32 protein-coding genes and 1 tRNA gene are annotated in these 25501 nt (G+C 67.5%); 22 read left to right on the forward strand and 11 right to left on the reverse strand.

The genetic code is table 11. The features are described from left to right. Nucleotides 1-16 precede the first annotated feature (16 nt). Both IU459_RS18270 and IU459_RS18275 read right to left on the reverse strand, forming a co-directional pair. A complete protein-coding gene (locus IU459_RS18270; RefSeq protein WP_195130760.1) occupies nt 17-685 on the reverse strand; it encodes a TIGR04282 family arsenosugar biosynthesis glycosyltransferase in 669 nt (222 codons plus the stop codon). Continuing rightward, nucleotides 682-1353 carry a glycosyltransferase family 2 protein gene (locus tag IU459_RS18275; RefSeq protein WP_324198919.1) on the reverse strand — a complete coding sequence of 224 codons (672 nt, stop codon included), beginning with the start codon at nt 1351-1353 and terminating at the stop codon, nt 682-684. The genes IU459_RS18270 and IU459_RS18275 overlap by 4 nt, the downstream gene beginning before the upstream one ends. A 125-nt stretch (nt 1354-1478) precedes the next feature. Here IU459_RS18275 and IU459_RS18280 point away from each other — a divergent pair, with 125 nt between their 5' ends. Genes IU459_RS18280 through IU459_RS18290 form a run of 3 tightly spaced genes read left to right on the forward strand, consistent with a single transcriptional unit; the run spans nt 1479 to nt 4550 of the window. After that, nucleotides 1479-2822, forward strand: coding sequence for a hypothetical protein (locus IU459_RS18280; protein ID WP_195130761.1), 1344 nt, complete (start codon nt 1479-1481; stop codon nt 2820-2822). 5 nt (nt 2823-2827) lie between these two features. Further along, nucleotides 2828-3532 (forward strand): response regulator transcription factor, encoded by a 705-nt coding sequence (locus IU459_RS18285; RefSeq protein ID WP_195130762.1) that lies wholly within the window; start codon nt 2828-2830, stop codon nt 3530-3532. Further along, nucleotides 3525-4550, forward strand: a complete 1026-nt coding sequence (locus IU459_RS18290) for a sensor histidine kinase (protein ID WP_195130763.1) — start codon at nt 3525-3527, stop codon at nt 4548-4550. The genes IU459_RS18285 and IU459_RS18290 overlap by 8 nt, the downstream gene beginning before the upstream one ends. A 4-nt stretch (nt 4551-4554) precedes the next feature. On the opposite strand, the gene IU459_RS18295 is transcribed toward IU459_RS18290, so the two are convergent. Both IU459_RS18295 and IU459_RS18300 read right to left on the reverse strand, forming a co-directional pair. After that, nucleotides 4555-5616, reverse strand: coding sequence for an NAD-dependent epimerase/dehydratase family protein (locus IU459_RS18295; RefSeq protein WP_324198920.1), 1062 nt, complete (start codon nt 5614-5616; stop codon nt 4555-4557). A 359-nt stretch (nt 5617-5975) separates the two neighbouring features. Continuing rightward, nucleotides 5976-6392, reverse strand: coding sequence for a DUF6010 family protein (locus IU459_RS18300; protein ID WP_195130765.1), 417 nt, complete (start codon nt 6390-6392; stop codon nt 5976-5978). A 178-nt stretch (nt 6393-6570) separates the two neighbouring features. Between IU459_RS18300 and mbp1 the strand changes: the two genes are divergently transcribed. Then, nucleotides 6571-6822 (forward strand): microaggregate-binding protein 1, encoded by a 252-nt coding sequence (gene mbp1, locus IU459_RS18305; RefSeq protein WP_195130766.1) that lies wholly within the window; start codon nt 6571-6573, stop codon nt 6820-6822. A 123-nt stretch (nt 6823-6945) separates the two neighbouring features. On the opposite strand, the gene IU459_RS18310 is transcribed toward mbp1, so the two are convergent. Beyond that, the gene (locus IU459_RS18310; protein ID WP_195130767.1) at nt 6946-8136 is read right to left on the reverse strand and encodes a lipase family protein; all 1191 of its coding nucleotides are present in this window, start codon (nt 8134-8136) and stop codon (nt 6946-6948) included. A gap of 193 nt (nt 8137-8329) precedes the next feature. Further along, on the reverse strand, nt 8330-9076 hold the full coding sequence (locus IU459_RS18315; protein WP_040776029.1) for a glucose 1-dehydrogenase: 747 nt from the start codon (nt 9074-9076) through the stop codon (nt 8330-8332). Nucleotides 9077-9413: 337 nt separating this feature from the next. Here IU459_RS18315 and IU459_RS38560 point away from each other — a divergent pair, with 337 nt between their 5' ends. Then, a complete protein-coding gene (locus tag IU459_RS38560; RefSeq protein ID WP_228838116.1) occupies nt 9414-9572 on the forward strand; it encodes a hypothetical protein in 159 nt (52 codons plus the stop codon). Further along, nucleotides 9569-10051 carry an alpha/beta fold hydrolase gene (locus IU459_RS18320; RefSeq protein WP_228838117.1) on the forward strand — a complete coding sequence of 161 codons (483 nt, stop codon included), beginning with the start codon at nt 9569-9571 and terminating at the stop codon, nt 10049-10051. Before IU459_RS38560 ends, IU459_RS18320 begins: the two co-directional genes overlap by 4 nt. Before the next feature lie 73 nt (nt 10052-10124). Here IU459_RS18320 and IU459_RS18325 read toward each other — a convergent pair whose 3' ends face one another. Then, entirely contained in the window at nt 10125-11516 is a 1392-nt protein-coding gene (locus IU459_RS18325) for a WS/DGAT/MGAT family O-acyltransferase (RefSeq protein ID WP_195130768.1), read from the reverse strand. A 177-nt stretch (nt 11517-11693) separates the two neighbouring features. Between IU459_RS18325 and IU459_RS18330 the strand changes: the two genes are divergently transcribed. Both IU459_RS18330 and IU459_RS18335 read left to right on the forward strand, forming a co-directional pair. After that, nucleotides 11694-12596 (forward strand): metal-dependent hydrolase, encoded by a 903-nt coding sequence (locus IU459_RS18330; protein ID WP_195130769.1) that lies wholly within the window; start codon nt 11694-11696, stop codon nt 12594-12596. Next, a complete protein-coding gene (locus IU459_RS18335; protein ID WP_195130770.1) occupies nt 12593-13699 on the forward strand; it encodes a PDR/VanB family oxidoreductase in 1107 nt (368 codons plus the stop codon). Before IU459_RS18330 ends, IU459_RS18335 begins: the two co-directional genes overlap by 4 nt. Before the next feature lie 30 nt (nt 13700-13729). Here the strand turns inward: IU459_RS18335 and IU459_RS18340 are convergent, their stop codons facing one another. Then, on the reverse strand, nt 13730-14236 hold the full coding sequence (locus tag IU459_RS18340) for a hypothetical protein (RefSeq protein ID WP_195130771.1): 507 nt from the start codon (nt 14234-14236) through the stop codon (nt 13730-13732). Between the two features lie 575 nt (nt 14237-14811). Between IU459_RS18340 and IU459_RS18345 the strand changes: the two genes are divergently transcribed. After that, entirely contained in the window at nt 14812-15804 is a 993-nt protein-coding gene (locus IU459_RS18345) for a zinc-binding dehydrogenase (protein ID WP_195130772.1), read from the forward strand. 65 nt (nt 15805-15869) lie between these two features. Continuing rightward, complete coding sequence (locus IU459_RS18350) at nt 15870-16031, forward strand: hypothetical protein (RefSeq protein WP_195130773.1); 162 nt, start codon at nt 15870-15872, stop codon at nt 16029-16031. On the opposite strand, the gene IU459_RS18355 is transcribed toward IU459_RS18350, so the two are convergent. Then, complete coding sequence (locus IU459_RS18355) at nt 16016-16465, reverse strand: nitroreductase/quinone reductase family protein (protein ID WP_195130774.1); 450 nt, start codon at nt 16463-16465, stop codon at nt 16016-16018. The two genes, IU459_RS18350 and IU459_RS18355, sit on opposite strands and share 16 nt — an antisense overlap. A 112-nt stretch (nt 16466-16577) precedes the next feature. Between IU459_RS18355 and IU459_RS18360 the strand changes: the two genes are divergently transcribed. From IU459_RS18360 to IU459_RS18370, 3 genes are all read left to right on the forward strand, one after another. Continuing rightward, nucleotides 16578-16651 (forward strand) — tRNA-Ile (locus IU459_RS18360). A 97-nt stretch (nt 16652-16748) separates the two neighbouring features. After that, complete coding sequence (locus IU459_RS18365; protein WP_195130775.1) at nt 16749-17681, forward strand: tyrosine-type recombinase/integrase; 933 nt, start codon at nt 16749-16751, stop codon at nt 17679-17681. A gap of 70 nt (nt 17682-17751) precedes the next feature. Beyond that, nucleotides 17752-18282 carry an HD domain-containing protein gene (locus IU459_RS18370; RefSeq protein WP_195130776.1) on the forward strand — a complete coding sequence of 177 codons (531 nt, stop codon included), beginning with the start codon at nt 17752-17754 and terminating at the stop codon, nt 18280-18282. A gap of 18 nt (nt 18283-18300) precedes the next feature. On the opposite strand, the gene IU459_RS18375 is transcribed toward IU459_RS18370, so the two are convergent. Both IU459_RS18375 and IU459_RS18380 read right to left on the reverse strand, forming a co-directional pair. Next, on the reverse strand, nt 18301-18771 hold the full coding sequence (locus IU459_RS18375) for an NUDIX hydrolase (RefSeq protein ID WP_195130777.1): 471 nt from the start codon (nt 18769-18771) through the stop codon (nt 18301-18303). 6 nt (nt 18772-18777) lie between these two features. After that, on the reverse strand, nt 18778-19635 hold the full coding sequence (locus IU459_RS18380; RefSeq protein ID WP_228838118.1) for a helix-turn-helix domain-containing protein: 858 nt from the start codon (nt 19633-19635) through the stop codon (nt 18778-18780). A 33-nt stretch (nt 19636-19668) separates the two neighbouring features. Between IU459_RS18380 and IU459_RS18385 the strand changes: the two genes are divergently transcribed. From IU459_RS18385 to IU459_RS18425, 9 genes are all read left to right on the forward strand, one after another. Then, nucleotides 19669-19881 (forward strand): helix-turn-helix domain-containing protein, encoded by a 213-nt coding sequence (locus tag IU459_RS18385; protein WP_040776049.1) that lies wholly within the window; start codon nt 19669-19671, stop codon nt 19879-19881. Next, complete coding sequence (locus IU459_RS18390; RefSeq protein WP_228783076.1) at nt 19878-20150, forward strand: hypothetical protein; 273 nt, start codon at nt 19878-19880, stop codon at nt 20148-20150. Before IU459_RS18385 ends, IU459_RS18390 begins: the two co-directional genes overlap by 4 nt. Before the next feature lie 145 nt (nt 20151-20295). Further along, nucleotides 20296-20637, forward strand: coding sequence for a hypothetical protein (locus IU459_RS18395; RefSeq protein WP_195130778.1), 342 nt, complete (start codon nt 20296-20298; stop codon nt 20635-20637). Further along, nucleotides 20634-20966, forward strand: coding sequence for a hypothetical protein (locus IU459_RS18400; RefSeq protein WP_195130779.1), 333 nt, complete (start codon nt 20634-20636; stop codon nt 20964-20966). The genes IU459_RS18395 and IU459_RS18400 overlap by 4 nt, the downstream gene beginning before the upstream one ends. Next, on the forward strand, nt 20963-21373 hold the full coding sequence (locus IU459_RS18405) for a hypothetical protein (protein ID WP_195130780.1): 411 nt from the start codon (nt 20963-20965) through the stop codon (nt 21371-21373). Before IU459_RS18400 ends, IU459_RS18405 begins: the two co-directional genes overlap by 4 nt. Next, the gene (locus tag IU459_RS18410) at nt 21370-22431 is read left to right on the forward strand and encodes a hypothetical protein (protein WP_195130781.1); all 1062 of its coding nucleotides are present in this window, start codon (nt 21370-21372) and stop codon (nt 22429-22431) included. The genes IU459_RS18405 and IU459_RS18410 overlap by 4 nt, the downstream gene beginning before the upstream one ends. After that, nucleotides 22428-24431 (forward strand): hypothetical protein, encoded by a 2004-nt coding sequence (locus IU459_RS18415; RefSeq protein WP_195130782.1) that lies wholly within the window; start codon nt 22428-22430, stop codon nt 24429-24431. The genes IU459_RS18410 and IU459_RS18415 overlap by 4 nt, the downstream gene beginning before the upstream one ends. Before the next feature lie 38 nt (nt 24432-24469). Further along, nucleotides 24470-25084, forward strand: coding sequence for a hypothetical protein (locus IU459_RS18420; RefSeq protein WP_195130783.1), 615 nt, complete (start codon nt 24470-24472; stop codon nt 25082-25084). A 23-nt stretch (nt 25085-25107) separates the two neighbouring features. Beyond that, nucleotides 25108-25473 (forward strand): hypothetical protein, encoded by a 366-nt coding sequence (locus tag IU459_RS18425; protein WP_195130784.1) that lies wholly within the window; start codon nt 25108-25110, stop codon nt 25471-25473. Nucleotides 25474-25501 lie beyond the last annotated feature (28 nt).

Genomic DNA, 25501 nt, shown 5'->3' on the forward strand with positions numbered 1-25501 from the left:
CGAAAGATATCGAGCCTCATCGTGATACCCGACTCATGCGGTGGATGGTGTCGGCGAATCGCCCACCGGAGTGAGCGGCTACCCGGACGGCGTCGTCGAAGCTGTCTACGTCGCTGAACAGGGGCAGATTGTGGACCGGTAATCCGCAGGACAGCAGGGCAGCGCGGGTCAGCTCGCCGGTGCGATTGGTGGACATCGGAATCTCGGCGAGCAAGCGCGCCGGCTGTGGCGAAGGCAGGCCGAGCGCCCACCAGCCGCCGTCCGCGGCGGGACCGAGTACGGCGGCCTCACCGGCGGCTAACGCGGTCGCGGCGCAGGTGAGAACGTCGGGACCGATCTGCGGGGTGTCCATGCCGATCTGGAGAACCGGCGCACCGAAACACGCGGCGTCGGCGTGCGCGTTGGCCAGGCGCGCGCCGAAGTTCGCGCCGCGCTGCGGGATCACGCTGAATCGGTGCAGCATTCGGGCTATTTCGGTCCCGTGTTCGGCCGCACCGAGGTTCCCGGTGAACGCGACGACGCGGTGGGTCACCTGGCTGGCCAGCACCGATTCCAGCGTGTCGAGCAGCGAAGCCGCCGCGACCAGAGCCGCTTCCCGTGGTGTGAGCGGTGGGGTCAATCTGGTCTTGGCGAACCCGGCGATCGGGGCTTTCGCCAGCACCAGCAGGGTGGTGGCGGAGGTCATCGCAACACCGCCAGAAAATCCACTGTGGCGCGTAATGTTCCGAGCATCGAGCCGGAAACCTTCGATACGCCACCTGCGCGTGGACCGTAGGTGATATCGCGCTCGACAACACGCCATCCGGCCCGCGAGGCCGCCACGAGAAGTTCCAGCGGATAACCGGACCGGTCGTGCAGCGGGCCGAGTGACAGCATGGCTCGGCGTCGGGCCACCCGCATCGCGGCGATATCGTGCACGGGCAGGCCGTATTTGCGACGCAGCCGCGAAGCGACGACGCGATTCCCCAGTCGTGCGTGCCATGGCCAGACCCGCGCGTGCACGGGGCGGCGCCTGCCGACGGCGAGATCAGCACCGTCACGGACCAAGGCGACCAGTCCCGGCAATTCGGCTGGATCCATCGACCCGTCGCCGTCGAGCACAGCGACCAATTCGGTGCGGGCCGCCCGGATGCCTGCCTGAACGGCCGCGCCGTACCCGGGTCGGTCCTCACGTACCACGGTCGCGCCCCGCACTCGGGCCACTGCCGCGGTGTCATCGGTGGAGCCGTTGTCGACCACGACCGCGTGATACCCGATGGGAATGGCCGCCAGTACCGCTGGCAACGCTTCAGCTTCATCCCGGCACGGGATCACCGCGGTCACACCGTCCGGGTCAGCATGGGTTTCTGTCACAGTTCAAACGCTAAGCCGCCGGGGTGGCCGATTGCGCCGAAAAACCTGTGACGAAACGGTGACGGCCTTCGAAAATGCCAATGGAACAGGGGTAACGGCCAAACTGTTGACCTATCGTGATTCGCGTGCAAGACCTCGCCGAATCCGCGCGCAGACTCCCTGCCCCGCCGCGGAGCGACATAGTTGGAGCCGGTGTCGCCGCAGTACTGGTCGCCACCGCGTTCGTGGTCCCGCGTATTGCCAGCGAACAATGGCGTGCGAAGCTCTATGCCGGTACGGCGCCGATTTTCGGCGACTGGTTGCCGCATGCCGGATGGGGCACCGTGCCGGCCGCTGCCGTCGCGACGCTCGTGGTCACCTGGGGCCCGGCTCTGGCGCAGCGCCTGCCGTGGCGGCGGCTGCTGGTGACGGCCGGGAGCGCCGCGGTCGCCTGGGCATTCTCGTTGGCCATGGTCGACGGCTGGCAACGCGGCTTCGCGGGGCGACTCACCGACCCGAACGAATACCTGCACGAAGTCGGTGGCGTTACCGACATCCCGGTCATGCTGCGTGCGTTTTCCGGCCGCATTCTCGACTTCCAGCCGGATTCATGGACCACGCATGTTTCCGGGCATCCGCCGGGTGCGCTGCTGTTCTTCGTGGTGCTGGACCGGCTCGGTCTCGGCGGTGGTACCTGGGCGGGGCTGGTCTGCATGGTCATCGGCTGCAGTGCGGTCGTGGCCGTCGCGGTCGCGCTGCGGGCACTGGGCGCCGAGCATCGGGCGCGGGCGGCGTTGCCGTTCCTGGTGCTCGCGCCCGCGGCGTTGTGGATCGCGGTCTCGGCGGACGCGATGTTCGCCGGCGTCACCGCGTGGGCGGTCGCGTTGCTCGCGATCGCCTGCCGGCCAGGCGGCAGTCCGGTCGCGGGTGTGAGCGCAGGGGTATTGTTCGGCTTCGGTATCTATCTCAGCTACGGACTTGTGCTGATGGCCATACCCGCTGCGGCTGTATTGCTTTCGAGCCGCACGGCCAAGCCGCTGCTACTCGCCGCCGCGGGTGCGCTCGCGGTCGCGGCGGGCTTCACCCTCGCCGGATTCTGGTGGCTCGACGGCTATCACTTGGTGGTCGAGCGGTACTACCAGGGCATCGCCGCCGAGCGGTCCTACGCCTACTGGTGGTGGGGTAATCTCGCCGCGACCGTCTGCGCGGTCGGCTTGGCGACGTGCGCCGCTGCCCGGCGTGCGCTGGCATGGACGCGGCTGCGCGCACTCGAACCGGCGTCGTTGCTGGTAGGCGCGGGACTGTGCGCCGTTCTCGCCGCCGATATCAGCGGGCTGAGCAAAGCGGAGACCGAGCGCATCTGGCTACCGTTCGATATGTGGCTGCTGGTCGCGACGGCTTTTCTGCCCCGGTTCACGGCGCGAGCCTGGCTAGGTGTGCAGGCTCTCGGCACCCTGCTGGTGGCCCATCTGATCCTGACCAATTGGTGATATCCATGAGCATTCTCATCGCGGACGACGACCCTGTGGTGCGGGAGGTGGTGCGGCGCTATCTCGAGCGTGATGGTCTGACCGTGCGGGAAACCTCCGGCGGTCCCGAGACTTTGGCCGCGCTCGCCGATCCGGGCGATCCAGTGCAACTGGCGGTGCTCGACGTCATGATGCCCGCTCCGGACGGCATCGAAATCTGCCGGGCCATCAGGTCGGGCCCGCAGCCGGACCTGCCGGTCATCCTGTTGACGGCGCTCGGAGACGAGGACGACCGGGTGCTCGGGCTGGAGGCGGGGGCCGACGACTACGTCACCAAGCCGTTCAGTCCACGCGAGCTCGCGCTGCGTGTCGCGTCGGTGCTGCGGCGCGCACAGGTGGTGCGCGACAACAGCCATCCGGTGTTGCGGGACGGAGCCGTCGAAGTGCGTCCGGCCAATCGCCTGGCACTTGTGCACGGGTCGCCGGTGGAACTGACGCCGCGGGAATTCGACCTGCTGGTCTTCCTTTTGCAGCATCCACACGAGGTGTTCAGCCGGGAGGAACTCCTGGCCCGGGTCTGGGGCTGGGATTTCGGTGACCTGTCCACGGTCACCGTGCACATCAAACGGCTGCGCGGCAAGCTCGGCGACCGGCACCGCATCGAAACGGTGTGGGGGCGCGGGTATGCCTGGGCGCGCAGCGAAGCCGGGAACGGAGGCAGCGATGCCTGAGGACAGCCTGCAGATCGTCGGCTACGCGCTGGCCTGCTCGATACCGGTGGTGCTGATCGGTGCGATCGCTCTGCGCGCGACCAGCAATCGCTCGCTGACCACGAGCATGGCGGTACTGGTCTTGATTCCCACGCTCGCGACGCTGGCGGGCATAGTCGGAGTCAGCGGGCTGATGTTCACCCATGAATTCCAGCGAAACGCCCTCGTCTTGGCGGTGGTCGCGGCGGTAACGGTTCCGGCCGCTGTCCTGCTCGGGCGTGAGCAGGCGCGAAAGACCGTCTGGGAGAAGGAAGTCCGCGAGCAGGAGCGAGCCGCGGAGCGTTCTCGCCGTGAGCTCGTTGCCTGGGTCAGCCACGATCTGCGGACGCCGCTGGCCGGTATCCGAGCAATGGCCGAAGCGCTGTCGGACGGTGTCGTGACCGGCGAGGCCGATGTGACTCGCTATGCCGACCAAATCGGCTGCGAAACCGATCGGCTCTCGCGGATGGTGGACGATCTGTTCGAGATGTCGAAGATCAACGCGGGAGCGCTGCGGCTGGAGCTGGAGCCGGTGGATCTGCGCGAGGTGATCGATGAGGTGCTGGCCGCCAACCACCCCACCGCCGAGCGGGCGCAGGTAGCGTTGCGCGCCGAGCAGCCGGCCGATCGAATCGTGGTCACCGCCAGTGATCAGGCGCTCGGACGGGTGCTGACGAATCTGGTCTCCAACGCCATCGCGCATACGCCGCCAGGCGGTGAGGTCGCGATCTCGGCGGGTATCTCCGAGGGGCGGGCATGGGCTCGGGTCGACGACAGCGGCCCGGGAATCGATCCGGCGGATCTGCCCCGCATCTTCGAGGTCGCTTACCGAGGGACGGCCGCTCGTTCGCCGGTGGCGGAGGGCGGAGTGCCGATTGGCAGCGGCATGGGGCTGGCGATCGCGGCTGGACTGGTCGAGGCTCATCATGGGGACATCACCGCCCAGAACCGAGAGCGAGGTTGCCGGTTCGAGGTTCGGTTGCCGCTCCCCGGCAACTGAGGCACTACACCGTCGGCGCGCCGACCCCGGCGGTGGACCGGAGCGGCGCGAATGCGAACTCGGTCAGGCCACTGATCGGATCCACCTGTGCCGCGAAACCTATGGCGTGCCTGGCGCGGTTCGGGTTCGCGACGATGTGCCGCACGTCTCCGAAGCGATAACGTCCGGTCACCACCGGCTGCGGTCCGCCCCGCGCGGCGGCCAGCGTCGCGGCGACCTCGCCGATGGTGATCGGCTGCCCAGAGGAGATGTTCAACGGCGTGTATCCGGCCAGCGGATGTTCGACCGCGGCGATGTTCGCGGCGGCGATATCGGTGACGTGCACGAAATCCCGTGCTTGCCTGCCGTCTTCGAACACCTGCGGCGGCTGCCCGGCCTCCAAAGCCGAACGAAAGATCGCCGCGACCCCCGAATAGGGCGTGTCCTTCGGCATATCGTCGCCGTAGACATTGTGGTAGCGCAGCGCGGTCACGCTGGATCCGGTCGCCGATGCCCACGCGGCCGCGAAGTTCTCCTGGGCCAGTTTGCTGGCCGCATACAGGCTTCGCGGACGCAACGGGGAATCCTCGCCGACCGGAACCCACGACAGGATTTCGCCGGTGTCCGGATCGCGGTGCTCGAATATGCCGTTATCGAGGTCGTCGACGCGCCGAACGCCGACATCGACTGAGCCGCGAGGTCCGGCGTGATAGCGGCCTTCGCCGTACACGACCATGGACGACGCCAGCACCAGCCGCCTGCACCCGGCACGAGCCATAGCGGCCAGCAGCACGGCGGTCCCGTAATCGTTGTGACTGGCGTAGGCAGGCGCGTCCTGCGCGCTCACACCCGCACCGACAACCGCCGCTTGATGACACACGACGTCGATACCGCGGAGCACCCCGTCCAATGCATCACCGTCGCGGACATCCAGTCGCCGCACGTCCTCGGGAGTCCGCGCCTCGTGCCCGTGGGCGGCGGGCAGCATCAGATCCACACCGACGACCTCGTGGCCGGCGGTGGTCAGCGCGCGGTGAACATGGGACCCGATGAACCCGGCGGCGCCGGTCAACAGGACGCGGCTCACGACTGCGCCTCGCTGACGCTCGGCTCCGTCGTGACTGCGCCTCGCTGACGCTCGGCTCCGTCGTGCGCCGTTGCGCGCTGTGTCCATTGTTCGCTCGCTGACGCTCGCTCACGACTGCGCCTCGCTGACGCTCGGCTCCGTCGTGCGCCGTTGCGCGCTGTGTCCATTGTTCGCTCGCTGACGCTCGCTCACGACTGCATCCGCGCGTCGCAGCGACTGATCACGAAAGAAGCTCTGGGCATGCCCCGATCGTGCCGGACCGAATCTCCGAGCAACACCATCCACGCCGCGGCGTCATACTTTCGTCATGGCGGTCGCGGAACTCCGCCGGGTCAGCGGCCGCTGACGCCCAGTGTCTGTCAGCGCTCAGCTTGTTCGAGCTCAGGCACTGCTGCATTGCCGCGGAACGAGAAAAGCGATGGACCGCCGCGGAAGCACCACAGGGCGATGACCGGGTCGCAGATCGCGCAGCCGAGGGACGAGTCGTGGGCGAAGGGGATGATGGGGCTGCCTTTGAAATGGTGCAGCAGGTCCCAGGTGGTGTGCAGGAGCCAGGCGATGCCGATGAAGGTCCAGGACTCCAGTCCGCGGTAGGCGCAGTAGGTGACTACGGCGGTGAACAGAAATTCCCAACCGCCGAATCCGCCGCCGCTGAGGTAGGCGGCACCAGCACCGGCCACCATGATGGCGTTGAAACGCCGCCGGTGCGGTTCGCGGATCGCCGACATCACCAGCGCGTACAGGATGCCGATCAGTACCGGCGCGAGGTAACTCATTGTCGAAAGCTATCCGGCCTCCTTATGGACTCCCAGTGGCATTAATGCCATGGTGCAACGGGAACTCGCCAACCGAACTGCGTGGGCGCACCGTGGTGGCGGCGGTCACACGGTGATTGAGGGGGACGGGCGCGGGTATGCGGCCGGTGTCAGCAGATAAGTGAATGGGAGGTATGTGATGCCGGAGCATCAGAGCGGACCTCGGGAAGCTGTCGAAGGTGTCGTCGAGGACATCAAGGGCAAGACGAAGGAAGCTGCGGGCGTCGTCACCGGCGACGCGGACCTGAAGAAAGAGGGTCGAGCGCAGCAGGACAAGGCCGATTCCCAGCGGGATGCGGCGCGCAAGGAAGCCGAGGCCGAAAAGGCCCGTGCCGAAGCCGATGTCGACGAGGCGCGGCAGGGCGCGTTCCAGAGCGGTAAAGACGCCTAGCGTCCGCTGCGAGATCCGATGCGGCGGTAGGGCGGAACGGCCCGTTCCCGGTGGTGGCGATCTGCTGCCACCGGGCCGTCATGAAATCCATAGCGCGGAACCGCTTCCCGCGGTTTCGTATGATCAGCAATTGCTCGGCGCGGGCACACCGCGGAAGCGGTCATCGAGCCAGCCGAGTGCCGACGGCACCCCCAATATCGCGGTGGACAAGTGATCTGGGCTGGGCAGCATCTCGTACTGGAGCCGGACTCCCGCCGAGCAATACCGTCGAATCGTGTTGTCGACCGACGCCACCGGGACCAGTCCGTCCTCTACTGCGCGCCATTGGAAGATCGGCGTGGTGGGGATGCCGTCGTAAAGTTCCAGGCTGTTCCGCTCGAGCACGGCGAGCGCGGAGTCGTCCTTGGCCAGCGATACCGAGGTAGCCACGTCCATGACGCTGCGACCAGCGCCCGCCAGCAGGATGTCGTTGGTGCAACTGTTGGCTATGCGATCCCGGACCGCCATGCCGAACGAGTTCAGGTGATCGCTGATCGGCAATTGGTCCGGATACTCCCGTTCCAGGCCGATCGCCGCCGCGAAGGCGAGACCGAACGCCGCATGCCGCGTGTATCCGAGGCCATGGATCATCTTGACGAGGTTCATCGGCACCCCGCCGGCGGCGGCGCCGACGAGAGGCAGTCCCGGCGCGTAGGTCGGCGCGAGCGCGGCCGCCCAACTGGTCGCCATGCCGCCGCCGGAATAGCCGAGCATGGCGACCGGACTGTCGGCCAGCCCCAATTCCGCGACCCGGCGCGCGGCGCGGATGCCGTCGAGGGTGATCATGCCGCCGAGTTTCGCCGCACCATAGGCACTGGTCGGGCCCAGGTGGTCGGGGAGAGCCACCGACCAGCCGCGCAGCAGCACGGCGTTCAGCGCGGGCGCTTCGCGCACCATCAGGTTGGGGTCGTTGGTGTAGAGCACGCGGGACACCGCGCACTGGGTTCCGAGGCCGTTGATGATGTGCTGATAGGACAGCAGCGGCCCGCCTGGAACGTGATTCGGCGGTGTCAGCACCGTGGTGGTGGCCGCGATCGGCCTGCCCGCGGAGTTGCTGGAGCGGAACTTGATCATCGTCACCGTCGCGCCGGGGAACACGAGCAGTCCCGGCATCGGCCGGACGGCGAGGACCTCGCCGGGCGCGGCGCGGTGCAGGTCCGCCGGTGCGGCATAGAACGGATCAGGATCCGGTGCCGGATAGATCGGCTCGGCGGCAGCCGACGGGGCAATTGCGAAAAGCACGGCCGCGGCGATGGCGATACCTGATCGAAGCATGGCGTTCGTCGACTCCCCTTCATCACTGCATGCGTTCCGGAACGGTGGTGCTGAAGTCGGATGCTCCGAATACCGATCGCCTGCGACCGGTGCCCGGACCTGGTCACTGTAGGGGACGAGCGGAAGAAGCCGAGTTCGCCGCACCGCACCGGAAGCGCGGTTTCGCTCCGCCGCTCGCCGCCGGCGCCCGAATTCAGCTGTCGAAGCTCTTGTGCGGAATCCCCACGGTCAGACCGCCGTCGATGACGAACTCCGCCCCGGTCGAGTACGACGACTCGTCGCTGGCCAGGAACGTCACCAGCGCGGAGACCTCGGCCGGTTCGGCGGCGCGGCCCAGCGGGATCTGCAGGAAGTCCGCGGGGATGTTCTCGGTCATCGGCGTCCGGATCAGGCCGGGATGCACCGAGTTCACCCGAATCTTGTACTGCGCCAACTCGAGTGCGGTCGACTTGGTGAGTCCCCGCACGGCGAACTTGGTGGCCGTGTAGCCGTGCAGGCCTGGGCTGCCGCGCATGCCCTCGACGGAGGAGATGTTGATGATCGAGCCGCCGCCCGCCTCGATCATGGCCGGTGTCGCGGCCTGCATGCCGAGGAACGTGCCGGTCAGGTTGATGTCGATGATCCGCTGCCACTCGGCCAGCTCGAACGCGACGAGCAGGTTGCCGTTCGCGATGCCCGCGTTGTTCACCAGCACGCTCAGCGATCCGAACCGGCCTACTGCCTCGGCGACGGCTTTGCGCCAGTCGTCGGGTTCGCGCACGTCGAGGTGGACGTAGACCGCTTTGTCGCCCAGTTCCTCGGCGACCGCGGCGCCTTCGTCGTCGAGCACGTCGCCCAGCACCACGCGCGCGTCCTCGGCGACCAGCGCCCTGGCGTGCGCAGCGCCCATGCCGCGCGCCGCGCCGCTGATCAACGCCACTTTGCCGGTCAATCGACCCATTCGCGGTACCTCCGTCTCTCGAAACCAGTCTGAAACACGTTACAGATTGCGTGGCGTGCCCGGCGCATCCGGCGACAGTAATCGAGTCCGCTGCCGGAGAATTTGCCGCGGGTGCGCCGGGCGCGGATCGCGAGTGTCGAGGGTGTTCCGTCGGTCTGCAGGTGGCCCCTCGCCGTCATCGTCGAGTGCGCGGGTTCCGACGAGCCGGTCTGTGTCGCGGAAACGGTAGTGCGCGTCCTGGCGTGACCGCTGCGCGGTAGCGCGATCCGGCCACGCTGGCCACCGCTGTGCCATGCTGGTATGGAACGCGTTCTAATTTCCGTCCCGGGAGGTGTCCATGACGTACTCTCCCCGGCATGTCGCGCGGTTCGGCGGACGACTCCGGGTGCCGGACATCGCCGAGGTGCCCGGTGGCCGTCTGGTCGAGCTGGCGGGGCGCGGCCGGACCTACGTGGTGGACATCCCGGGGCGGGACATCGCCATCCGGACCGGGTGAGCGGTCTCGTTCTCTGCGCGACTCCCTATCGGTTTCAGGAAACACTGCGAGAGAAGGCTTTTCATCGATCCTTCGGTGTCATCGCCGCCACGGTCGGCCCGTACTCCTACCGGCGCGCCGAGAAGCTCGCGGGCCGCCTGCCGGAACTTCCGGAGATCACCTGGCCCCCTGGACGACTCGATCGTTGGGCGCTCGGTGAATTCCGCAGCACCAGCGGCTGGGCGCTCGCGCAGGTGGTGGCAGCGGTAGGTCGCTTCGACGCGACCGCGTGGTTGCCCAGTTTGACGATGCCGACGGCCGTGGTGATCACCACGCGTGACCGGGCGATCCCGGTCTGCCGGCAGGCGGAGCTGGCGACCATGATTCCCGCGGCGAGCACGCACGTGGTCGGGGCCGGGCACGCGTCCTGCGTGCCGGCGGCCGACCGATTCGTGCCGGTGTTGCTCGAAGCCTGCGCGGCGGTCGCCGCGAAGATCTGACCCAGCCAGAGGGTGTTCGGCTGAAGCGGCCCTGTCCGGCGGCGGTGGCGAACAGGGCGGGCGGGCCTGGCGATCAGGCGGACGCCCGTGCCGCCGACAGCAATTCGGCGACCACGCCCGGTACGGCGTCGGCCAGCTCCGCGATGTCGGGCACCAGTTCCTTGCAGGCGATGAAGCCGAAGTTGAGCTTGTCGTTGTTCGACAGCACGGTCACGGTCAGCCCGGCGCCGTGGAACACCGGTCCGAACGGGTACATCGCGTCCACGCGTACGCCGAGGAAGTACAGCGGCATCGGGGGACCTGGCACGTTGGACACCACCAGGTTGTGCACCACCGGGTGCATCTCGGCCAGCTTCAGCGACGAGTACATGCGTGCGGCGAGCCGGAACGCGTTCGGGGGAGCGTATTTCGACCAGTCCTGCAGGAAGTCCGCGCCGAGCAGTTCGTGTTCTTCTTTGGCGCCGCGATTGCTTTCGGCCACCTCGTGCAAGCGTTCCACCGGATCGGCGATATCGGTGCCGAGCCGTGCGAACAGCGTGGACACCTTGTTGATGCCCGCGGTATGCCGTGTCGAGTCGTGCACGGACACCGGCACGGACGCGATCAGTGAGCGATCCGGCAATTCCTCGTGCCGCTCCAGATAGACGCGCAGTGCCCCGGCGACGACGGTCAGCAGGACGTCGTTCACCTTGACCCCGAACGCGGAGCGGATCTCCTTGACGGCGTCGAGCTCGGCATCGGCGAACGCGACGGTGCGATGCGGGGTGATGGCTAGGTTGAACGGCGTGCGCGGAGCGGAGAACGGTATGGCCATGCCGGTCTTGTTCTGTCGGCGGCGCTGCGCGAAACCGGCTACCACGCCGACCGTTTTCGGCACCAGGCCGAGCATGCCCGCTTTGGTCGGGAATTTCACCACCGCCTCCGCCAGCAGACGCCAGTCGCTCGGCTTCGATTCGGGATGCCACTCCTGGTCGGGCACCGGCTTAGTGGCGCCCGGTTCCAGATCGCACAGATGCATCATCAGATTGCTTCCCGTGATGCCGTCCACGGCGGCGTGGTGGTATTTGCAGATCACCGCCACCTTGCCACCGTCGAGGCCCTCCACCACGGATAACTCCCAGAGCGGGCGGTCGCGGTCCATGGGGCGGCCGGCGATGTCGCCGACCAGCTCGGCGAGTTCGCGGTGTCCGGCCGGCGCGGCGATCGCGATCCTGCGCACGTGGTAGTCGAGGTCGAAATTCTCGTCCTCCACCCAGACGGGATGGTCGAGGTTGAACGGCACCTCGTACACCCGGCGGCGCATCTGCGGGATCAGCGGCAGTCGCCTGCCCAGTTCGGCTTTGAAGCTGTCGAATGAGTAGTCCGCCGACGTCGGGTCGAGGATCAGCAGCGCGCAGACGTGGAGGTGCTGGGTCCCGGTTTCCAGGTAGAGGAAGCTGGCATCCAATCCGGTCAATCGTTCCATAGCGAAAGCCTACTAGAACGCGTTCTAGATTTGCGGCGCAAACCGGAATGCCGCGAGGTTGCCTCGCGGTAGGGTATTTTGTGTGTTACTGAGAGTCCTATATATGTGTATGATCCTTGCTACGCAGGCGTAGGAATCCTGCGCCTGCGTGGACGAGTGAGGGATCGAGGAGTACCGATGAAGCTACTTCGCAGGGCTGGGCGACGTCCGGATACCGACCCGGGACCGGTCGCGCTGCATGCCCGCAACGTGCGGTTCGATTGGGCGGGCACGCCCTTGCACTGGATGCCCGCCGAGCCCATCGCCTCGCATCTGATCAACTCGCTGAACCTGCTGCTGCCCGAAGGCGAGCGCATGTTCTGCGCCGCCTACGCCGAGGCACTGCCCTACGTGCGGGATGACAAGTTGCGCGAGGCGATGCTCGGCTTCATCGGTCAGGAATCGATGCACGCCGAGACCCACGACAAGGTGCTGCACGAGGTGCTCGCCGCCCACGGCATCGATCCCGGGCGCTATCTGCGGCATGCCGAGTACCTGTTCCGCCGGACGCTCGGTCCCGGGGACGCCGACGGCGTCGCGCGCAGGCAGGTGCTGATCGAGCGGCTGGCTTTCATCGCCTGCCTGGAGCACTTCTTCGCCTACCTCGGCGACTGGGTGCTCAACGCCGATCTGGAGCGGTTCCACGCCGACCCGCGCATGGCGGACCTGTTCCGCTGGCACGGCGCCGAGGAGGTCGAACATCGCCATGTCGCACACGACGTGGCGGTGTACTTCGGCGCCGGTTACCTGCGGCGGGCCGGACTGATGACGCTGGTGTTCCCGATCTTCCTGACCTTGGTGCTGCGCGGCACCAAATTCCTTATCCACCAGGACCCAGAGCTGCCCGACCTGGGCTATCCGCGATTGCTGACGCGGGTCTTCGGCGCGATGTGGCGCGGTGCGTTGCCCGGGGTCCCTTCGCTGCTGTGGAGCGCGTTGAGCACTTTCAAGCCCGGCTACCACCCGGACTCGGTCGGTTCGACGGCGCAGGCCGTGGCTTACCTGGCCAAATCCCCTGCCGCCCAGGCGATCGCCTCGTGACTCCGCGGCCCGTCCCCGACCAGCTGCCCGCGGACCTGTTCGGCAAGCCTGCTCGCGACCGCACGGTGCGCGTGGTCGACGCGGTGGCCTCCGCGCGACTGCGCTGGACCACACTGGTCAACCGACGCGATCCGCATCCGAAAGTGGACGACCACCGCCTCGCCCTGGTGGTGACCGAACGGCGGATCGAGGCGCGCGACCAGGACGTGGTGAGCCTGCGGCTGGCCGCGGCCGACGGGCGCGTGCTGCCGCCGTGGCGGCCCGGCGCCCACGTGGACCTCGAGCTGCCCTCCGGGAGGCTGCGGCAGTATTCGCTGTACGGCGACCCGGCGGACACCCGCGCCTACCGGGTGGCGGTGCGCCGCATCCCGGAAGGTGGCGGTGGTTCGGTGGAGGTGCACGACGGCCTCCCGGTAGGGACGCCGATCATGGTGCGCGGACCGCGCAACGCGTTCCCGTTCGCCGTGCCCGGCCACGGATCCCCGGCCGCTCGTTTACATTTCGTCGCGGGCGGCATCGGCATCACGCCGATTCTGCCCATGGCCAGGCTGGCGCACCGCCTCGGGATCGAGTGGTCGATGGTGTACACCGGCCGCAGCCGCGACACCCTGCCGTTCCTCGACGAGATCGCGGGATTCGGCGATCGCGTCATCGTGCGCACCGACGACGAGCATGGGCTCCCCGACGCCGCCGCCTTGCTGCCCGGAGTCGGGGCCGACACCGCGGTCTACTGCTGCGGACCGGTACCGATGATCACGTTGATCGCCGACGCCGTACGCGAAATGCCCTATGTGGAACTGCATTCCGAGCGCTTCTCGCCACCGCCGATCGTGAACGGGACGCCGTTCGAGATCCAATTCGCCTCCACGGGAGAGGTCGTCGAGGTGGCAGCCGACCGTTCCGCGCTCGACACCATCCTGCAGACCCGGCCCGACCGGCCGTACTCGTGCAGACAGGGTTTCTGCCGGACCTGCAAGGTTCGTGTGCTGGCCGGTGCGCCGGACCATCGCGACAGCGTGCTCACCGATGCCGAACACGAGGCGGGCGAGATGCTCGTCTGCGTGTCCCGTGCCGAGGGCGGGCGGCTCGTGCTCGATCTGTGACTTCGCCCTGGAGGTAACCGGCGCTCGGCGTCAACCGCGGGTCGCGGCGAGTTCGGCCTCGATGGCCTCGACTCGCTCGGCCGCGATGCCCCACGGGTGCTCGACGCCGACCCGGCGATCGAGATCCCACAGCACGCATTCCTCGTCCGGAGCCGCCACCAACCCCCACGCCACCACGGTGCGGCCGAGCTGCTCGGCCATGGTCCCGTGCGAATTATCCGGGGGACCGGCGCCTTCGGGGAAGTGGTGGAGGAAGCGGCCGTAGGCTTTCGTGCAGAAGTCCGCGTAGCGCGTCGTGCACAGGATGAAACCGTGCCACGCCTCGTCGACCGCGTGCGACGGCATGCCGATCACCTGGTCGTCGCGCATGGCGGCGCCGCAGCAGAGCAGCCACTGCCGTAATCCCTTGTCCACCAGGTCCCGCGGCTGCCAGGGACAGGTCTTGTACACGGCATCGGGCAGTTCCAGCGCGTCGACGGCGGAGCGGACGGTCGCCAGGTCGATGTCGCGAGGCCTGCGGAAACTGAATGACACCACAGTTCACTGTACGTGCGGGCTGGTGGACCGCTACCGTTTTGGCATGCGCGCTCAGGCCCGGAGGAGGCGGCGCGTGACCACGGAGGGACCGGCGCTGCCGGAAAGGACACGATATGGAAGTACTCATCCTTCTTTTCGCTCTGGTGATACTGGTACTCCTCATAGCGGTCCCGATCATCGTGGTGGTTGTCGTCCTCCGCTCGCTACGCAACCGGCACCTCCCACCGCCGAATGGACCGTGGCGCGTATCCCGGGGCGGAGGGTATGACCACCACGGCGGATCCACCGACCCCTTCTGGGCCGCGGGCGGCGCCGGTCTGATCGGCGGGCACGACCCCGGCCATCCGACTGGCTGCGGCGGGGGCCATCACGGTAGTAGTTGCGGCGGAGGAAGCAGCAGTAGCTGCGGTGGGGGGAGCAGCTCCAGCTGTGGTGGCGGAAGCAGTTCCAGCTGCGGCGGTGGGGGTGGCGGCAGCAGCTGCGGCGGCGGGTCCTGACCGCAATTTGACCTCAACCTGACTTCAGGTTCCATGCTGTCTTCGTTCGCGACGGCAAGGAACGATGGAGGTTGTGTCATGCGGGCTGTGCAGGCCAGTGCGTTCGGTGGACCGGAAGTGCTCGCGGTGGACGAGTTGCCGGACCCGGTGGCCGGACCTGGTGAGGTGGTGGTCGACGTGGCGGCCGCCGATGTGATGTTCCTGGACACGCGGTTGCGTGGTGGCTGGGGGACGGACTTCTTCGCGATCGAGCCGCCGTACGTGCCCGGTGGCGCGGTCAGCGGCGTGGTGGCGTCGGTCGGCACTGATGTCGATCCGGCCTGGGTGGGCAAGCGGGTGTCCACTCCGACCGCGGCCAGCGGTATCGGCGGCGGCTTGCCGATCGGCGGGTACGCCGAGAAAGCGCTGGCCAAGGCGGAGACCTTGGTCGCGATCCGCAACGGGGTGACCATGACGCAGGCTGTCGCGCTCGCCCACGACGGCAGGACCGCGCTCGCGGTGTTCGACCGCGCCGCTGTTCAGCCCGGGGAATGGGTCTTGATCACCGCGGCGGGCGGTGGTCTCGGTATTTTGCTGATCCAGCTCGCCAAGGCGGCGGGCGCGAACGTCGTCGCCGCCGCGCGGGGCGCCGCGAAGCTGGAACTCGCCGGGCGGCTCGGCGCGACCGCCGTGGTCGACTACTCCGCGCCCGATTGGGCGGCGAAGGCGCGCGCCGCGACCGGTGGGGCGGGCGTCGACGTGGTGTTCGACGGCGCGGGCGGCGCGCTCGGCGAGGCCGCGGTCACCGCCTCGGCGGAGGGCGGCCGATTCCTCGGATACGGGGCTGCCGCAGGCGAATTCGCCTCGTTGGACGGGGTGGCGGCGGAGCGTGGTGTCACCGTCTACGGACTGTTCGACATCACCGGCGCCGGCACCGATTGGCAGGCACTCGCCCAGCGCGCCCAAGCCGAGGTTGCCGCCGGGCGGCTGGAGGTCGTCATCGGTCAGACGTTTCCGCTGGAACAGGCCGATCGGGCGCATGCCGCCATCGAGTCCAGGACTGCCGTAGGGCGGACTTTGTTAACGGTGTGAACAATCACTCCAGGCTGGACAAGTGATGTAGTGCACAAGCCCGGCGACGGCGCTACTGTGCCGGGGTGAACACTCTGCTCATTGTCGGTATCGTCATCGTGGTCCTCGGCTTCGTCGTCGCAGTCGTGCACTTCGCCAGTCGTCCGCCGAAGGATGCCGAGCCGTGGGACCGCGATGACGCCGAGGACTACGGGACCAGCTGGCACGAGAACTACCGCGACGACTGACCCCGCTCGGCCGGGGTCAGCACCACCACCGCGATGGGCCGCTTGGTCAGCTTTTGATAGGCGCTGTAGCGACCCTGATTCACCTTGTCGACGATCGCCCAGCGCCGGGCGTAATCGGGATCATCCGGCAGTGTCGCCTGCGCCCGCACCGTCAGTTTGCGCCGCCCGACCTGGATCTCACACTCCGGTCGCGCCTTCAGGTTCGCCAGCCACCCCGGCGGCCGCGGCGAGCCGCCATTGGACGCTGTCACCAAATAATCTTCGCCGTCGCGCGCATACGTCAGCGCCGAGGTCCGGTCTTTGCCGCTCTTGCGTCCCAAGGTCCGCAGCAGCAGCGTCGGATTCCCCAGCAACAGGCGATGCCCGACCAGCCCGCCGGAGTTCTCGTACACCCACTGGTGCGCCTTCAATACCTTGATGAACAGACCGGCCATACCTGACCCTCCAGTAGCTTTTCGACACCCAACCCTAAGTCACCAACCGCGACTGGTCCCCACCCCGCCTGACCCGGTAGCATCCCCAACGCTCGCGGATTCCGCGCGGCATGGGGCGGTAGCTCAGTCGGTTAGAGCCGTGGACTCATAATCCATTGGTCGCGGGTTCGAGCCCCGCCCGCCCCACAAATGCTACTTGACCAGCGGAAACGCTGAACTCGACAGCCGAGTTGATCCAGAACAGCGCTCCGACAGCAATGTATTTTGCCGGTAGAATCCGGACATGGGGCTGGATCTTGACGACATCCGAGAGCTTGCGGAGGACTTCGCGACGGAGTTGCGTCGCAAGAACCGGAGCAAGCAGACCATCGACGGCTACCTCACGCGGATCAGGTACTTCGCGGCCTACCTCGAGGAGCGCGAGCTGCCGACCACGGCGCCGGACATCACCCGCGCCCATATCGGCGGCTACATCGAGGATCTGCTCACGCGGCCCAATCGGCGCACCGGTGAACCGTTGTCCCCCGAGTACGCGCGGGGTCAGTATCGGTCGCTGCAACAGTTCTTCAAATACCTTGCAGCCGAAGAGATCATCGACGCGAGTCCGTTCGACAAGATGAGCCCGCCTGCGGTCCCCGATCAAAAAGTGCCCGTACCAAGCATGGATGCGGTGAAGGCGCTGCTCGCAGAGTGCGACGGCACCGATTTCGCCGACCGACGCGACAACGCCATCATCCGGCTGTTCGCCGACACCGGCATGAGGTGCGGCGAACTCGCACCGCTCGAGTTGGACTCGCTGGACTTCAACGAGAACACAGTGCTGGTGATCGGCAAGGGCGGCCGACCGCGCACGTGCCCGTTCGGCGACAAGACCCGGACGGCGCTGCGGAGGTACCTCCGGGTGCGTGCGAAGCATCCGGGAGCGAAGAACGACAATCCGGCTCTCTGGCTCGGTTACCGCGGAGTGATGACCGACTCTGGTATCCGCCAGATGCTCGAGCGTCGATGCGACGCGGCCGGCATCGAACGTCTTCATCCTCATCAGCTCCGCCACTTTTTCGCGCATACCTGGCTCGACAGCGGCGGCCAGGAGCAGGACCTGATGATGCTCGCCGGATGGCGTTCGCGTCAGATGCTGTCTCGCTACGGCGCCGCAGTCGCGGACAGTCGAGCGAAAGCAGCGCACCGCCGGGCCCGGCTGGGCGACAAACTGTAGGCCGGATTCCGGTCGATGCAGCCTCAGGGGGCAACGGCAGGTCATGCGGCAAGGCGATACGGTTGCCTGTATGACCGATGACTTCGTTGCGTGGGCTGCGCAGCTGGCACGGGACAATCTCTTCGGCATGCCTCGGCGGTGGCAGCACGTCCAAGGCGTTGCTCGGCATGCTCAGCAGGCCGTCGATGTGGTTGACGACGGCGACCTATTGTTGGCTGCGGCGTGGCTGCATGACATCGGCTACGCGCCGTCGATCCGTAGGACCGGATTTCATCCAATTGATGGCGCCGAGTTCCTGCGGCGTGAGGGCGCGCCGGAGCGATTATGCGCTCTCGTCGCCAACCATTCGTGTGCTTGTGTCGAGGCGCGCAACCGCAATATCGAGATCAGCTGGCCGGATGAGCAGACAGCACTCCGCGACGCGCTGTGGTGGGCGGATATCACGACGACCCCAACCGGTGAGACGACGGATGTGCTTAGCCGCATCGCCGAGGTCCGCGAACGGTACGGCCCGGATCATGTCGTATCCAGGTCGTTGGCTGAGGCCGCGCCTGAGCTGATCGAAGCAGTTGACCGTACCGAGAAGCTGTTGCGTGGATAGTCAGCTGTTCATCGTCTGTCACGTGTAATACGGCCGCGCTGAAGGAGTCAGGCCCCGCTCGATACGAAGCGCGATCGATGGATGGACGTCCAGAGACGAAACATCGCTAGGTGCAACCCATCTGACTTCCTTCGACTCCGAACTGGTTCGGAGTTCGCCTCCGATTGGGTCGGCGCGAAAGCAGATGGAGAACTCTTGACGGACTTCACCATCGTCGTATGCGATGACGTGCTCCGGATTCGAGAATATTCCGATGAGGCCGGTCACCCGGACGTCGATCCCGGTTTCCTCTTTGACTTCTCGTACGAGCGCCTGTGTGACCGTCTCGCCCGCTTCGAGCCCGCCCCCAGGGATCGAATAGTGATCATTGTCGGTGCGGTGGATCATCAGGATTCTGCCCTGCGAATCGCGCACAAATGCACTAACGGCGACCTTGATGCTGTTCGGCGTGGGTGCGTCAGGGTCGTAGAAATAGTCGGTCCGGGCCATGAACGATCACCTTTCGGGGGTCGCGTTCGACCATACGTGCTCGAAGCTGGTCATATACGTCTCGAACATGTCGCCAGCGGGCAACTGGCGCAGATGAAGCGCGGGGGCGTGTGCACCCGGCAGCCCGTAGACGTGCATGTTGACGATCATCTCGTTGTCGAATCGGAACACCGAGTTGTAGAGCGTCGTGTCGTGGTATCGAAGTTCGACGCCGTCGATCTGGGCCAGCGGCTCGATCAGTGCCAGTGCGTTGTTGATTCGCGAGGGCACGGTGCCTGCTGCCAGGCGTTCCTCGGCGCTCCGCTTGTCGGCTTCCGCTGCGGTCGGGCGGCCGAACAGCAGTCGAACCTTCAGCCCGTCGCGTGTCTTCTTGCGCAGGGTTCGTGTGAATTCGGGTTCCTCGGCAAGAAACAAGCCCGCGAGCACGAGGACGTCGAGTTGTTCGCTCGTGCTCGACAGCAGCCGCTTCCATAGGTCACTTGGAATTGCACTGCGGTGTGGGTAGACCGTCAGGACTTCTGATTGTGCGACCTCGACCTTCCGTTCTGGAGCGAGAGCGTCCGGCCACAAGTAGTTCTCGGTTTCTCCGACTAGCGCGGCGACGGCATGCCGGTGCTTCGGGTAGGGCACGCGCCCCTTCGTGATCCACCGTTCGACGGTCTTCGGCTCCACACCGGCCTTGTCCGCGACGTCCGGGATGTCGAGGCCAGCCTGCTGCATTGCATTGCGAAGGCGTTCGTTCGCCATTTCGCCTCCAATATCAGGGACGTCTAGGGACTTCTTCAACGGTACCTGAGACGTCTGGACAAGTCCACCTATGCGGTGATTACGCCCGCAAGTTCCGCGAAAAGTGGGGAACTGCAACGTATTTCCCACTTTTCGAAGGAGCGGGCATTGATGGACAAGGCTTCTACTGAGGCCCGGAATCTGATCAGCCTCAAGACCGCGGCGGCGCTCGTCGACGTCGACACGAAGACGATTCGAAACTGGATCGCGGCCGGTGATCTCAACGGATTCAGGGTGAACGGACGCCTGCTGCGGGTCGAGCGTGACGAGCTGCTGGCGCTGATTCGGCCCGCCGCGACCGTCATCAACGGCGGTGTGGCATGAGCACCCCCGTCGAGCGGACATTGCAGGCGCGGATCGCCGCGCATGAGTCCTGGGCGAAAACTTCCGACCGCGCCGCACGCACTGCGAAGGCCCGGGCGGCGATGGCAAGCAAGTTCGACCGCATTGTCGACCCGGATGGGCTGTTGAGCCCGGAGGAGCGCGCGTACCGCGCTGACCAGGCGCGGAAGGCTCATTACACGCGGCTCGCGTTGAAGTCCGCGCAGGTCCGTCGCCGTCGCGGTCGGAGCCGCAAGGGCGGTGAGTGCTGATGCGGGCGCGGACGTTCGGTCTGGCGGTTGCCGCCATCGCGGTCGGGTACCTGGTGCTGACGGCGCCTGAGGTTGTCGGTTTCACGGTGATGTCTCTGGGCGCGATCGCGTTCTGGCGGACGTCGCGGCGATGGAAGGTCCGGCGATGAGCGCGCCGTGGCGGCAGGACCAGCCTGTTCAGGGGTACACGGTCACCCATTTCGACCGCCGTGGCGGACACAACCCGTTGCATTCGATGGCCGGTCCGGAGTTCACCGGCACCGGTGCGGTATTCGCCCCGCTGGGGTTGTTGCCGCCGATGGTGCGGCTCGCCGCGGTCGGTGCGCTGCTGCTCATCGCGATGGGCGGATGCACTGCGGCGTGGATCGACCAGCAGCACTATGTGCCGTCGCCGAACGTCTGCCGCCCGCTCGACGCAGGGGTTCCGCCGGAACCGGCGGGGTCGTGTGTGCCGCGTTCGCAGCTGGGCGAGGGGGTGGCGCGGTGAGCGCGCGGGACCGTCGCCGCGAGCGTGCCGAGTTGGAGGCGCAGGAAGCCCGGTTGAACCTCGTTCACGGGGTGTTGGTCGACATGGCGTGCGCTGCTGATGACGCGTCGGAGGCGAAGGACTACCGCGACAACGAGTTCGAGATGTCGAGGATTCGGCACGTGGGGGCCACCGGCGCGCAGGTGCACGCCGAGTGGACCGCGGTGTGGAACCGAGTGCTCGACTACCGCCACGATCCGGCGTCGGCGGCAAAGATCCGCGCCCAGCTTGCAGCTGAATCGTGCCGTCCGCGGCGGGAGCGTTCCCGCGGGATCGAGCGTTCGCGATGAGCCGTTTTCACGATCCGGATGGCAAGCGGTTCGGTATCCCGACCTGGCCGTGGGGTTTGGCGCCGCAGAATCTGCGGACTCGTCGCCAGCTCGCCCGTGAGGGCAAGAGCCCTGGTGCTGAGTACGAGGCGCAGGTGCTGCGGGCGCGGGGTGGTTCGCGCGGTCCGCTGAAGGCGCACCTGTACGACGCGGAATCGGCGGTGCCGAAACGAGTTTCGAGCGAGGCGCAGCTGGAGGCATTGCAGCTGGCGCGGTGGACGCGCTCGGCGATGGCTGCGGAGCGGCGAGGGGTGGATGCGACGGAGATGCGTGAGTTCATCGCGCAGGCCCGCACCGATATCGCTGAGCGCCGCCGCGGGGCCGGTCACAGCCGCGGCTCGCGGCAGGGAAGGGAGCGAACCCGATGAACCACAACAAGGACAGTCACGGCGCGGATCTCGACGAGTCCATCACCGCGTTGCGCGCCTCGGGAATGGGCTACCAGAAGATCGCCCGCACCCTGGGCATCCGTGCCCGCCGTGTGGAGGTGACGCTCGGGGAGGTCACGCGATTGCACGGTCGCGGGCTCAGCCAAGCCGAGATCGGGCGTCGAGTTGGGCTGCCTCGCACCACCGTTCAGGCTCTCATCCCCGACCGGCCACAGCGGTCGACAGCGCGAAAGACATCGGTGTTGGCGGCGTTGTCGGAGATGAACGGGATGCAGCGGGACACCTTGGGCTGGTTCCTGGGCATGGAGCGCAACCACGTGTACGCGCTGGTCGCCGACCTCGTCCGCGACGGCGACGTGTACGAGCCGGAAGAGGTTCAGGCGGGTGAGAAGTGGGTGGTGCCCACCCGCGTGACCGCGGCCCGCTTCTTGGGTTGGCGGCCCAGTGATTGGCGTCCGCGGTTGGCGATGGCCGAGCACTACCGGGCGGTGGCGCAGGCGCGGGTGATGTTGGTCGGTTCCGATCCGCAGCTGTGGGTGTCGGAGCGGGTGCTGCGCCATCGTGTGCAGTCCGCCGAGGGCGGACCGCGGTGGAGGACACCGGTGTCGGTGTCGACTGGCCGCGAGCCCCGTCTGGGCCGCACCCATATCCACGACGGCCGGTTTCTCGGTGTTCGGGAGGGTGTCCACGGTTGGTGGGCGCTGGAGGTCGAGCTGTCCAAGAAGCAGCCGGAACACATGGACATCGCGTTGCGGGGCGCGATCCGCGCCGCCCGTGACAGCGACGTCGAACCGATGGTCGGCGTGCTCTACCTGTGCCGGTCCCGAGTGGTCCGCGACAACGTCAACGCCGCGTCCGATCGGTTGCCAGACCAGGAGTTCGGACGGCTGGAACTGCATCTGGTGGTCAGCGATTTCGACGCGGAATGGACCGCGTGGCTCGAGAAGTACGCGCAGCTCCGCGAGGCCAACAAGGCGGCGAGCCCGAACCGTCGGCGCCGCAACCTCATTCATCTCTCCCAACAGGAAGCATCATGAGCAATCCGAACTGCCAGCCGATTCTCACTCCCAACGATTGCGGCCCCTTCGGTGCCGCGCAGGTGCCCGCATCGCCGGAGCAGACCGCGCCGCCAGTGGAGCCGGGCGCCGGTAGCGGCCCGCTGGTACCGCAGGCGCCGCCGATCCGCCACGTCGAAGGCTGGGATCTGCCGACGCTGGACTTGTCCGCGGTGGGTGACGCGGCCTCGACAGCGACGGTGTGCGGTGTCGTGATCGTGGCGATGCTGGTCATGATCGTGGCCGTTGCGGCGCGGTGGCCGTTGGCGCCGCACCGGTTGCGCAACTTCGCGATCGGGTCGCTGCTGCTGCTCGCGGCGTCGGCGATGGCCGGCGGATCGTGGATCACCCCCGCTGCCCTGTTGTGGTCAGGTGCCGCGCGGGTCGCCGAGGGCGACCTGGCCGGACTGCGCACGATGGTCCTGCTCGGTGCCCCGGTGGCCGCGCTGGCGGCGACGTACTGGTGGGCGTCGTTCGTGCACAAGACCAACACCGTCGGGTTGAAGAACCTGGGCCGCACCGAGCGGGTGCAGGCGGCGCTGGCCGCACGCCAGTTCGCCGGGGCCGCTCGAGCGGCGCGGTCGGTCGGCGCCCCGTTCACCACAACGGACGGGATCGTGCTGGGGCCGCTGGCGGACCGGCGCTCGGCGAACCCTCTCGGTGTGTGGTCGGAGCTGACCGCGCGGCATCAGGCGTGGATGGTGGTGCCGCACAAGGAAGCGCGCCGCCAGATGGCCGCGTTCGGCACAACCGGGTCGGGCAAGACGGAGCTGCTCAAGCGGTACGCGGTCGGGATGCTCGAATACGAGTGGAACGCCTGGCAGCGGTGGAAGGACGTGCCGGGCATGCGGGGCAAGCACCCGCGCCCGCTGCTGGTGGTCGTGTCATGCAAGGGCGGCAACGACGACAAGGTCTTGGGCCACGAGTTGCGCGAGATCGCCCAGCGCCGCGGGATCGCCGCCGACCGCATCGCCGAGGTTCCCCACGGCGCCCGCCTGGACGTGTGGGCGATGCGTGCCCGCGACCAGCGTGCGGTGCTCGGCGACATGCTCAACGCCGGACAGGCGTCGACGTCGGAAGGCCAGCATTTCGACGAGCTGCGCCGCCGCATCGTCTCACTCGTCGTCGACGCCCCGGCCGGGCCGCTCCGGTCGAGCCGGGAGTTCCTGCAGCGCTTGAATCCTGAGACGCTGCTGGATCTGTGGGGCAACGCCCCGGACGTGAAGCGGATGGTCGAAGCCCTCCAGTCGGAGAAGGTCGACCAGCTCGCGGACATGCTGATCAAGGCATCCAACCTGTTCGACAGCCTTCAGGGTGAGGACGGGCGGATGGTGTTCGACGGCGGCGTCGACCTCGACGACCTCGACGTGCTGTATGTGACCGTGCCCGGCCTGGACAAGGACGCCGCCCGCGCCCAGGTCGCCGCCATCCTGCGGATGCTGATGCAGCGCGCCGCCCGCACCGCTAAGGACCAGCGTCGCAGCGTCACCCTGATCATCGACGAGCTGAGCGCGCTCACCACCGGCCAGGGCTCGATCGGGCTGGAAGAGGTGTGCGAGCGGGGCCGCTCCCAAGGCGTGAGCGTGCTGTTCGCCGCCCAGAGTCCCGAGGGTGTCGCCGGGGATCAGTGGGCGCTCGACCGGATCTTGAAGTCCTGTGCGGGTGGGGTGCTGCTCGGCTACGTCGAGAACGCCGGAGAGCTGTGCAAGCACTTCGGGTCGGTCCGGCACATGCTGCCGTCGCGGCACCTGATCAAGGGCCAGCGTACCGGCGACGAAGGTCAGGTGTCGGTCGGTGAGAAGTGGCTGGTCGACCCCGACCGCGTCCGCCAGTTCGACACCGGCCAGTTCGTCTACGCCAAGGCCGGACGCGCCCAGTTCGGGCACGTGGTGCCCGTCGACCCCGCCACCGTGCGCCCCCTGCCCGGCACCACCAGCGCCGATCCCCAGGCCGAGACCGTCACCGCCGACGCGACCGCCTGAACCTTCCATTTCTCCGAAACCGATTGAAAGGCAACCCCATGCGCATCATCCGACCCCACGATGACAACGACGACAACGACCGCCAGCGGCGGCCCGAACCCGCCCCGACACCGACCGATCCCGCGATCGCGGGCGAGCTGTTCGCCGACGAAGTCGAGGACTGGCTGGCCGGTATTGCCGACCTCGACACCACCCCGACCACCACCCCCGCACAGACCGAACGACCCGCCGCGGACGCCGGGCCGGTGCGCCGGGCCGCGCTGACCGTCGTTCCCGACATCGACGCCGAACCCACCGAGCAGGCCACCCCCGTAGTGGCGCCGGTCCCGGCGCGGCCACGGGCACAGACCGCGCGCCGCACCGCGGCAGCTTCCGCCGTTGTGGTCGGCGCAGCCGTGACCACCGGATGGGGTGAGGGGCCGCTGGTGGCCGGTCCGCTGGCCGTCTACGGCGGCGCTTGGGTGGCCTACCTGTGGTGGAACGCAGCCCACCGCCCGCCCCTGCCGCAGGCCATCAGCACCGTCACCGTCGGTATCAGCCACGCCGTCGCCGCCGTCGCGACCGCCCTCGTCGGGCTGCTGCGCGCCCTGGTCGAGCGCATCGACCGCGCCCGCACCCAGCACGAGACCAACCGCACCACCCCGGCCCAGTAACCAACCGCAAGAAAGGAAAACCGTTGAGCACCAACCGAACCCCCGATGACCCGATCCGCACCGCGCCGGTCGATCTGTACGAGCGCCTGCACAGCGTCGACGACCGGCTGTTCCAGCTGCGCCGCGAGATCAGCGAGATCCGGCGCGAGTACGCCGCCCTGCGCCGCCACCCCGACGCGTTGGCGGTCGACACCCTCGGCGACCCGCTCGACCCCGCCGACGCCGCCCTCGGCGCGGAAACCGCGCTGGCGATGGCCGACGAGAAGTTGGACGCCGCCGACATCTGGCTGTCTCGCGCCCGCGGCCGGTACGCGACCCGCCTCAAGCTCACCGACGCCGCTGCCGACGAACTCGACCGCCGACGCAACCGCGTCGAGCGCACCCGATGAACACCGAAAAACACCCACCACTGAGAGG

It is taken from the genome of Nocardia amamiensis (genome assembly GCF_015477605.1).
GTDB classification, from domain to species: domain Bacteria; phylum Actinomycetota; class Actinomycetes; order Mycobacteriales; family Mycobacteriaceae; genus Nocardia; species Nocardia amamiensis_A.

Bases quoted from the DNA above. Each gene is read 5' to 3' on its own strand.
- IU459_RS18270 (WP_195130760.1), bottom strand. From the start codon at position 685: ATGACCTCCGCCACCACCCTGCTGGTGCTGGCGAAAGCCCCGATCGCC.
- IU459_RS18285 (WP_195130762.1), top strand. From the start codon at position 2,828: ATGAGCATTCTCATCGCGGACGACGACCCTGTGGTGCGGGAGGTGGTG.
- IU459_RS18290 (WP_195130763.1), top strand. From the start codon at position 3,525: ATGCCTGAGGACAGCCTGCAGATCGTCGGCTACGCGCTGGCCTGCTCG.
- IU459_RS18300 (WP_195130765.1), bottom strand. From the start codon at position 6,392: ATGAGTTACCTCGCGCCGGTACTGATCGGCATCCTGTACGCGCTGGTG.
- mbp1 (WP_195130766.1), top strand. From the start codon at position 6,571: ATGCCGGAGCATCAGAGCGGACCTCGGGAAGCTGTCGAAGGTGTCGTC.
- IU459_RS18310 (WP_195130767.1), bottom strand. From the start codon at position 8,136: ATGCTTCGATCAGGTATCGCCATCGCCGCGGCCGTGCTTTTCGCAATT.
- IU459_RS18315 (WP_040776029.1), bottom strand. From the start codon at position 9,076: ATGGGTCGATTGACCGGCAAAGTGGCGTTGATCAGCGGCGCGGCGCGC.
- IU459_RS38560 (WP_228838116.1), top strand. From the start codon at position 9,414: ATGACGTACTCTCCCCGGCATGTCGCGCGGTTCGGCGGACGACTCCGG.
- IU459_RS18325 (WP_195130768.1), bottom strand. From the start codon at position 11,516: ATGGAACGATTGACCGGATTGGATGCCAGCTTCCTCTACCTGGAAACC.
- IU459_RS18330 (WP_195130769.1), top strand. From the start codon at position 11,694: ATGAAGCTACTTCGCAGGGCTGGGCGACGTCCGGATACCGACCCGGGA.
- IU459_RS18345 (WP_195130772.1), top strand. From the start codon at position 14,812: ATGCGGGCTGTGCAGGCCAGTGCGTTCGGTGGACCGGAAGTGCTCGCG.
- IU459_RS18355 (WP_195130774.1), bottom strand. From the start codon at position 16,465: ATGGCCGGTCTGTTCATCAAGGTATTGAAGGCGCACCAGTGGGTGTAC.
- IU459_RS18365 (WP_195130775.1), top strand. From the start codon at position 16,749: ATGGGGCTGGATCTTGACGACATCCGAGAGCTTGCGGAGGACTTCGCG.
- IU459_RS18370 (WP_195130776.1), top strand. From the start codon at position 17,752: ATGACCGATGACTTCGTTGCGTGGGCTGCGCAGCTGGCACGGGACAAT.
- IU459_RS18375 (WP_195130777.1), bottom strand. From the start codon at position 18,771: ATGGCCCGGACCGACTATTTCTACGACCCTGACGCACCCACGCCGAAC.
- IU459_RS18385 (WP_040776049.1), top strand. From the start codon at position 19,669: ATGGACAAGGCTTCTACTGAGGCCCGGAATCTGATCAGCCTCAAGACC.
- IU459_RS18390 (WP_228783076.1), top strand. From the start codon at position 19,878: ATGAGCACCCCCGTCGAGCGGACATTGCAGGCGCGGATCGCCGCGCAT.
- IU459_RS18395 (WP_195130778.1), top strand. From the start codon at position 20,296: ATGAGCGCGCCGTGGCGGCAGGACCAGCCTGTTCAGGGGTACACGGTC.
- IU459_RS18405 (WP_195130780.1), top strand. From the start codon at position 20,963: ATGAGCCGTTTTCACGATCCGGATGGCAAGCGGTTCGGTATCCCGACC.
- IU459_RS18410 (WP_195130781.1), top strand. From the start codon at position 21,370: ATGAACCACAACAAGGACAGTCACGGCGCGGATCTCGACGAGTCCATC.
- IU459_RS18415 (WP_195130782.1), top strand. From the start codon at position 22,428: ATGAGCAATCCGAACTGCCAGCCGATTCTCACTCCCAACGATTGCGGC.
- IU459_RS18420 (WP_195130783.1), top strand. From the start codon at position 24,470: ATGCGCATCATCCGACCCCACGATGACAACGACGACAACGACCGCCAG.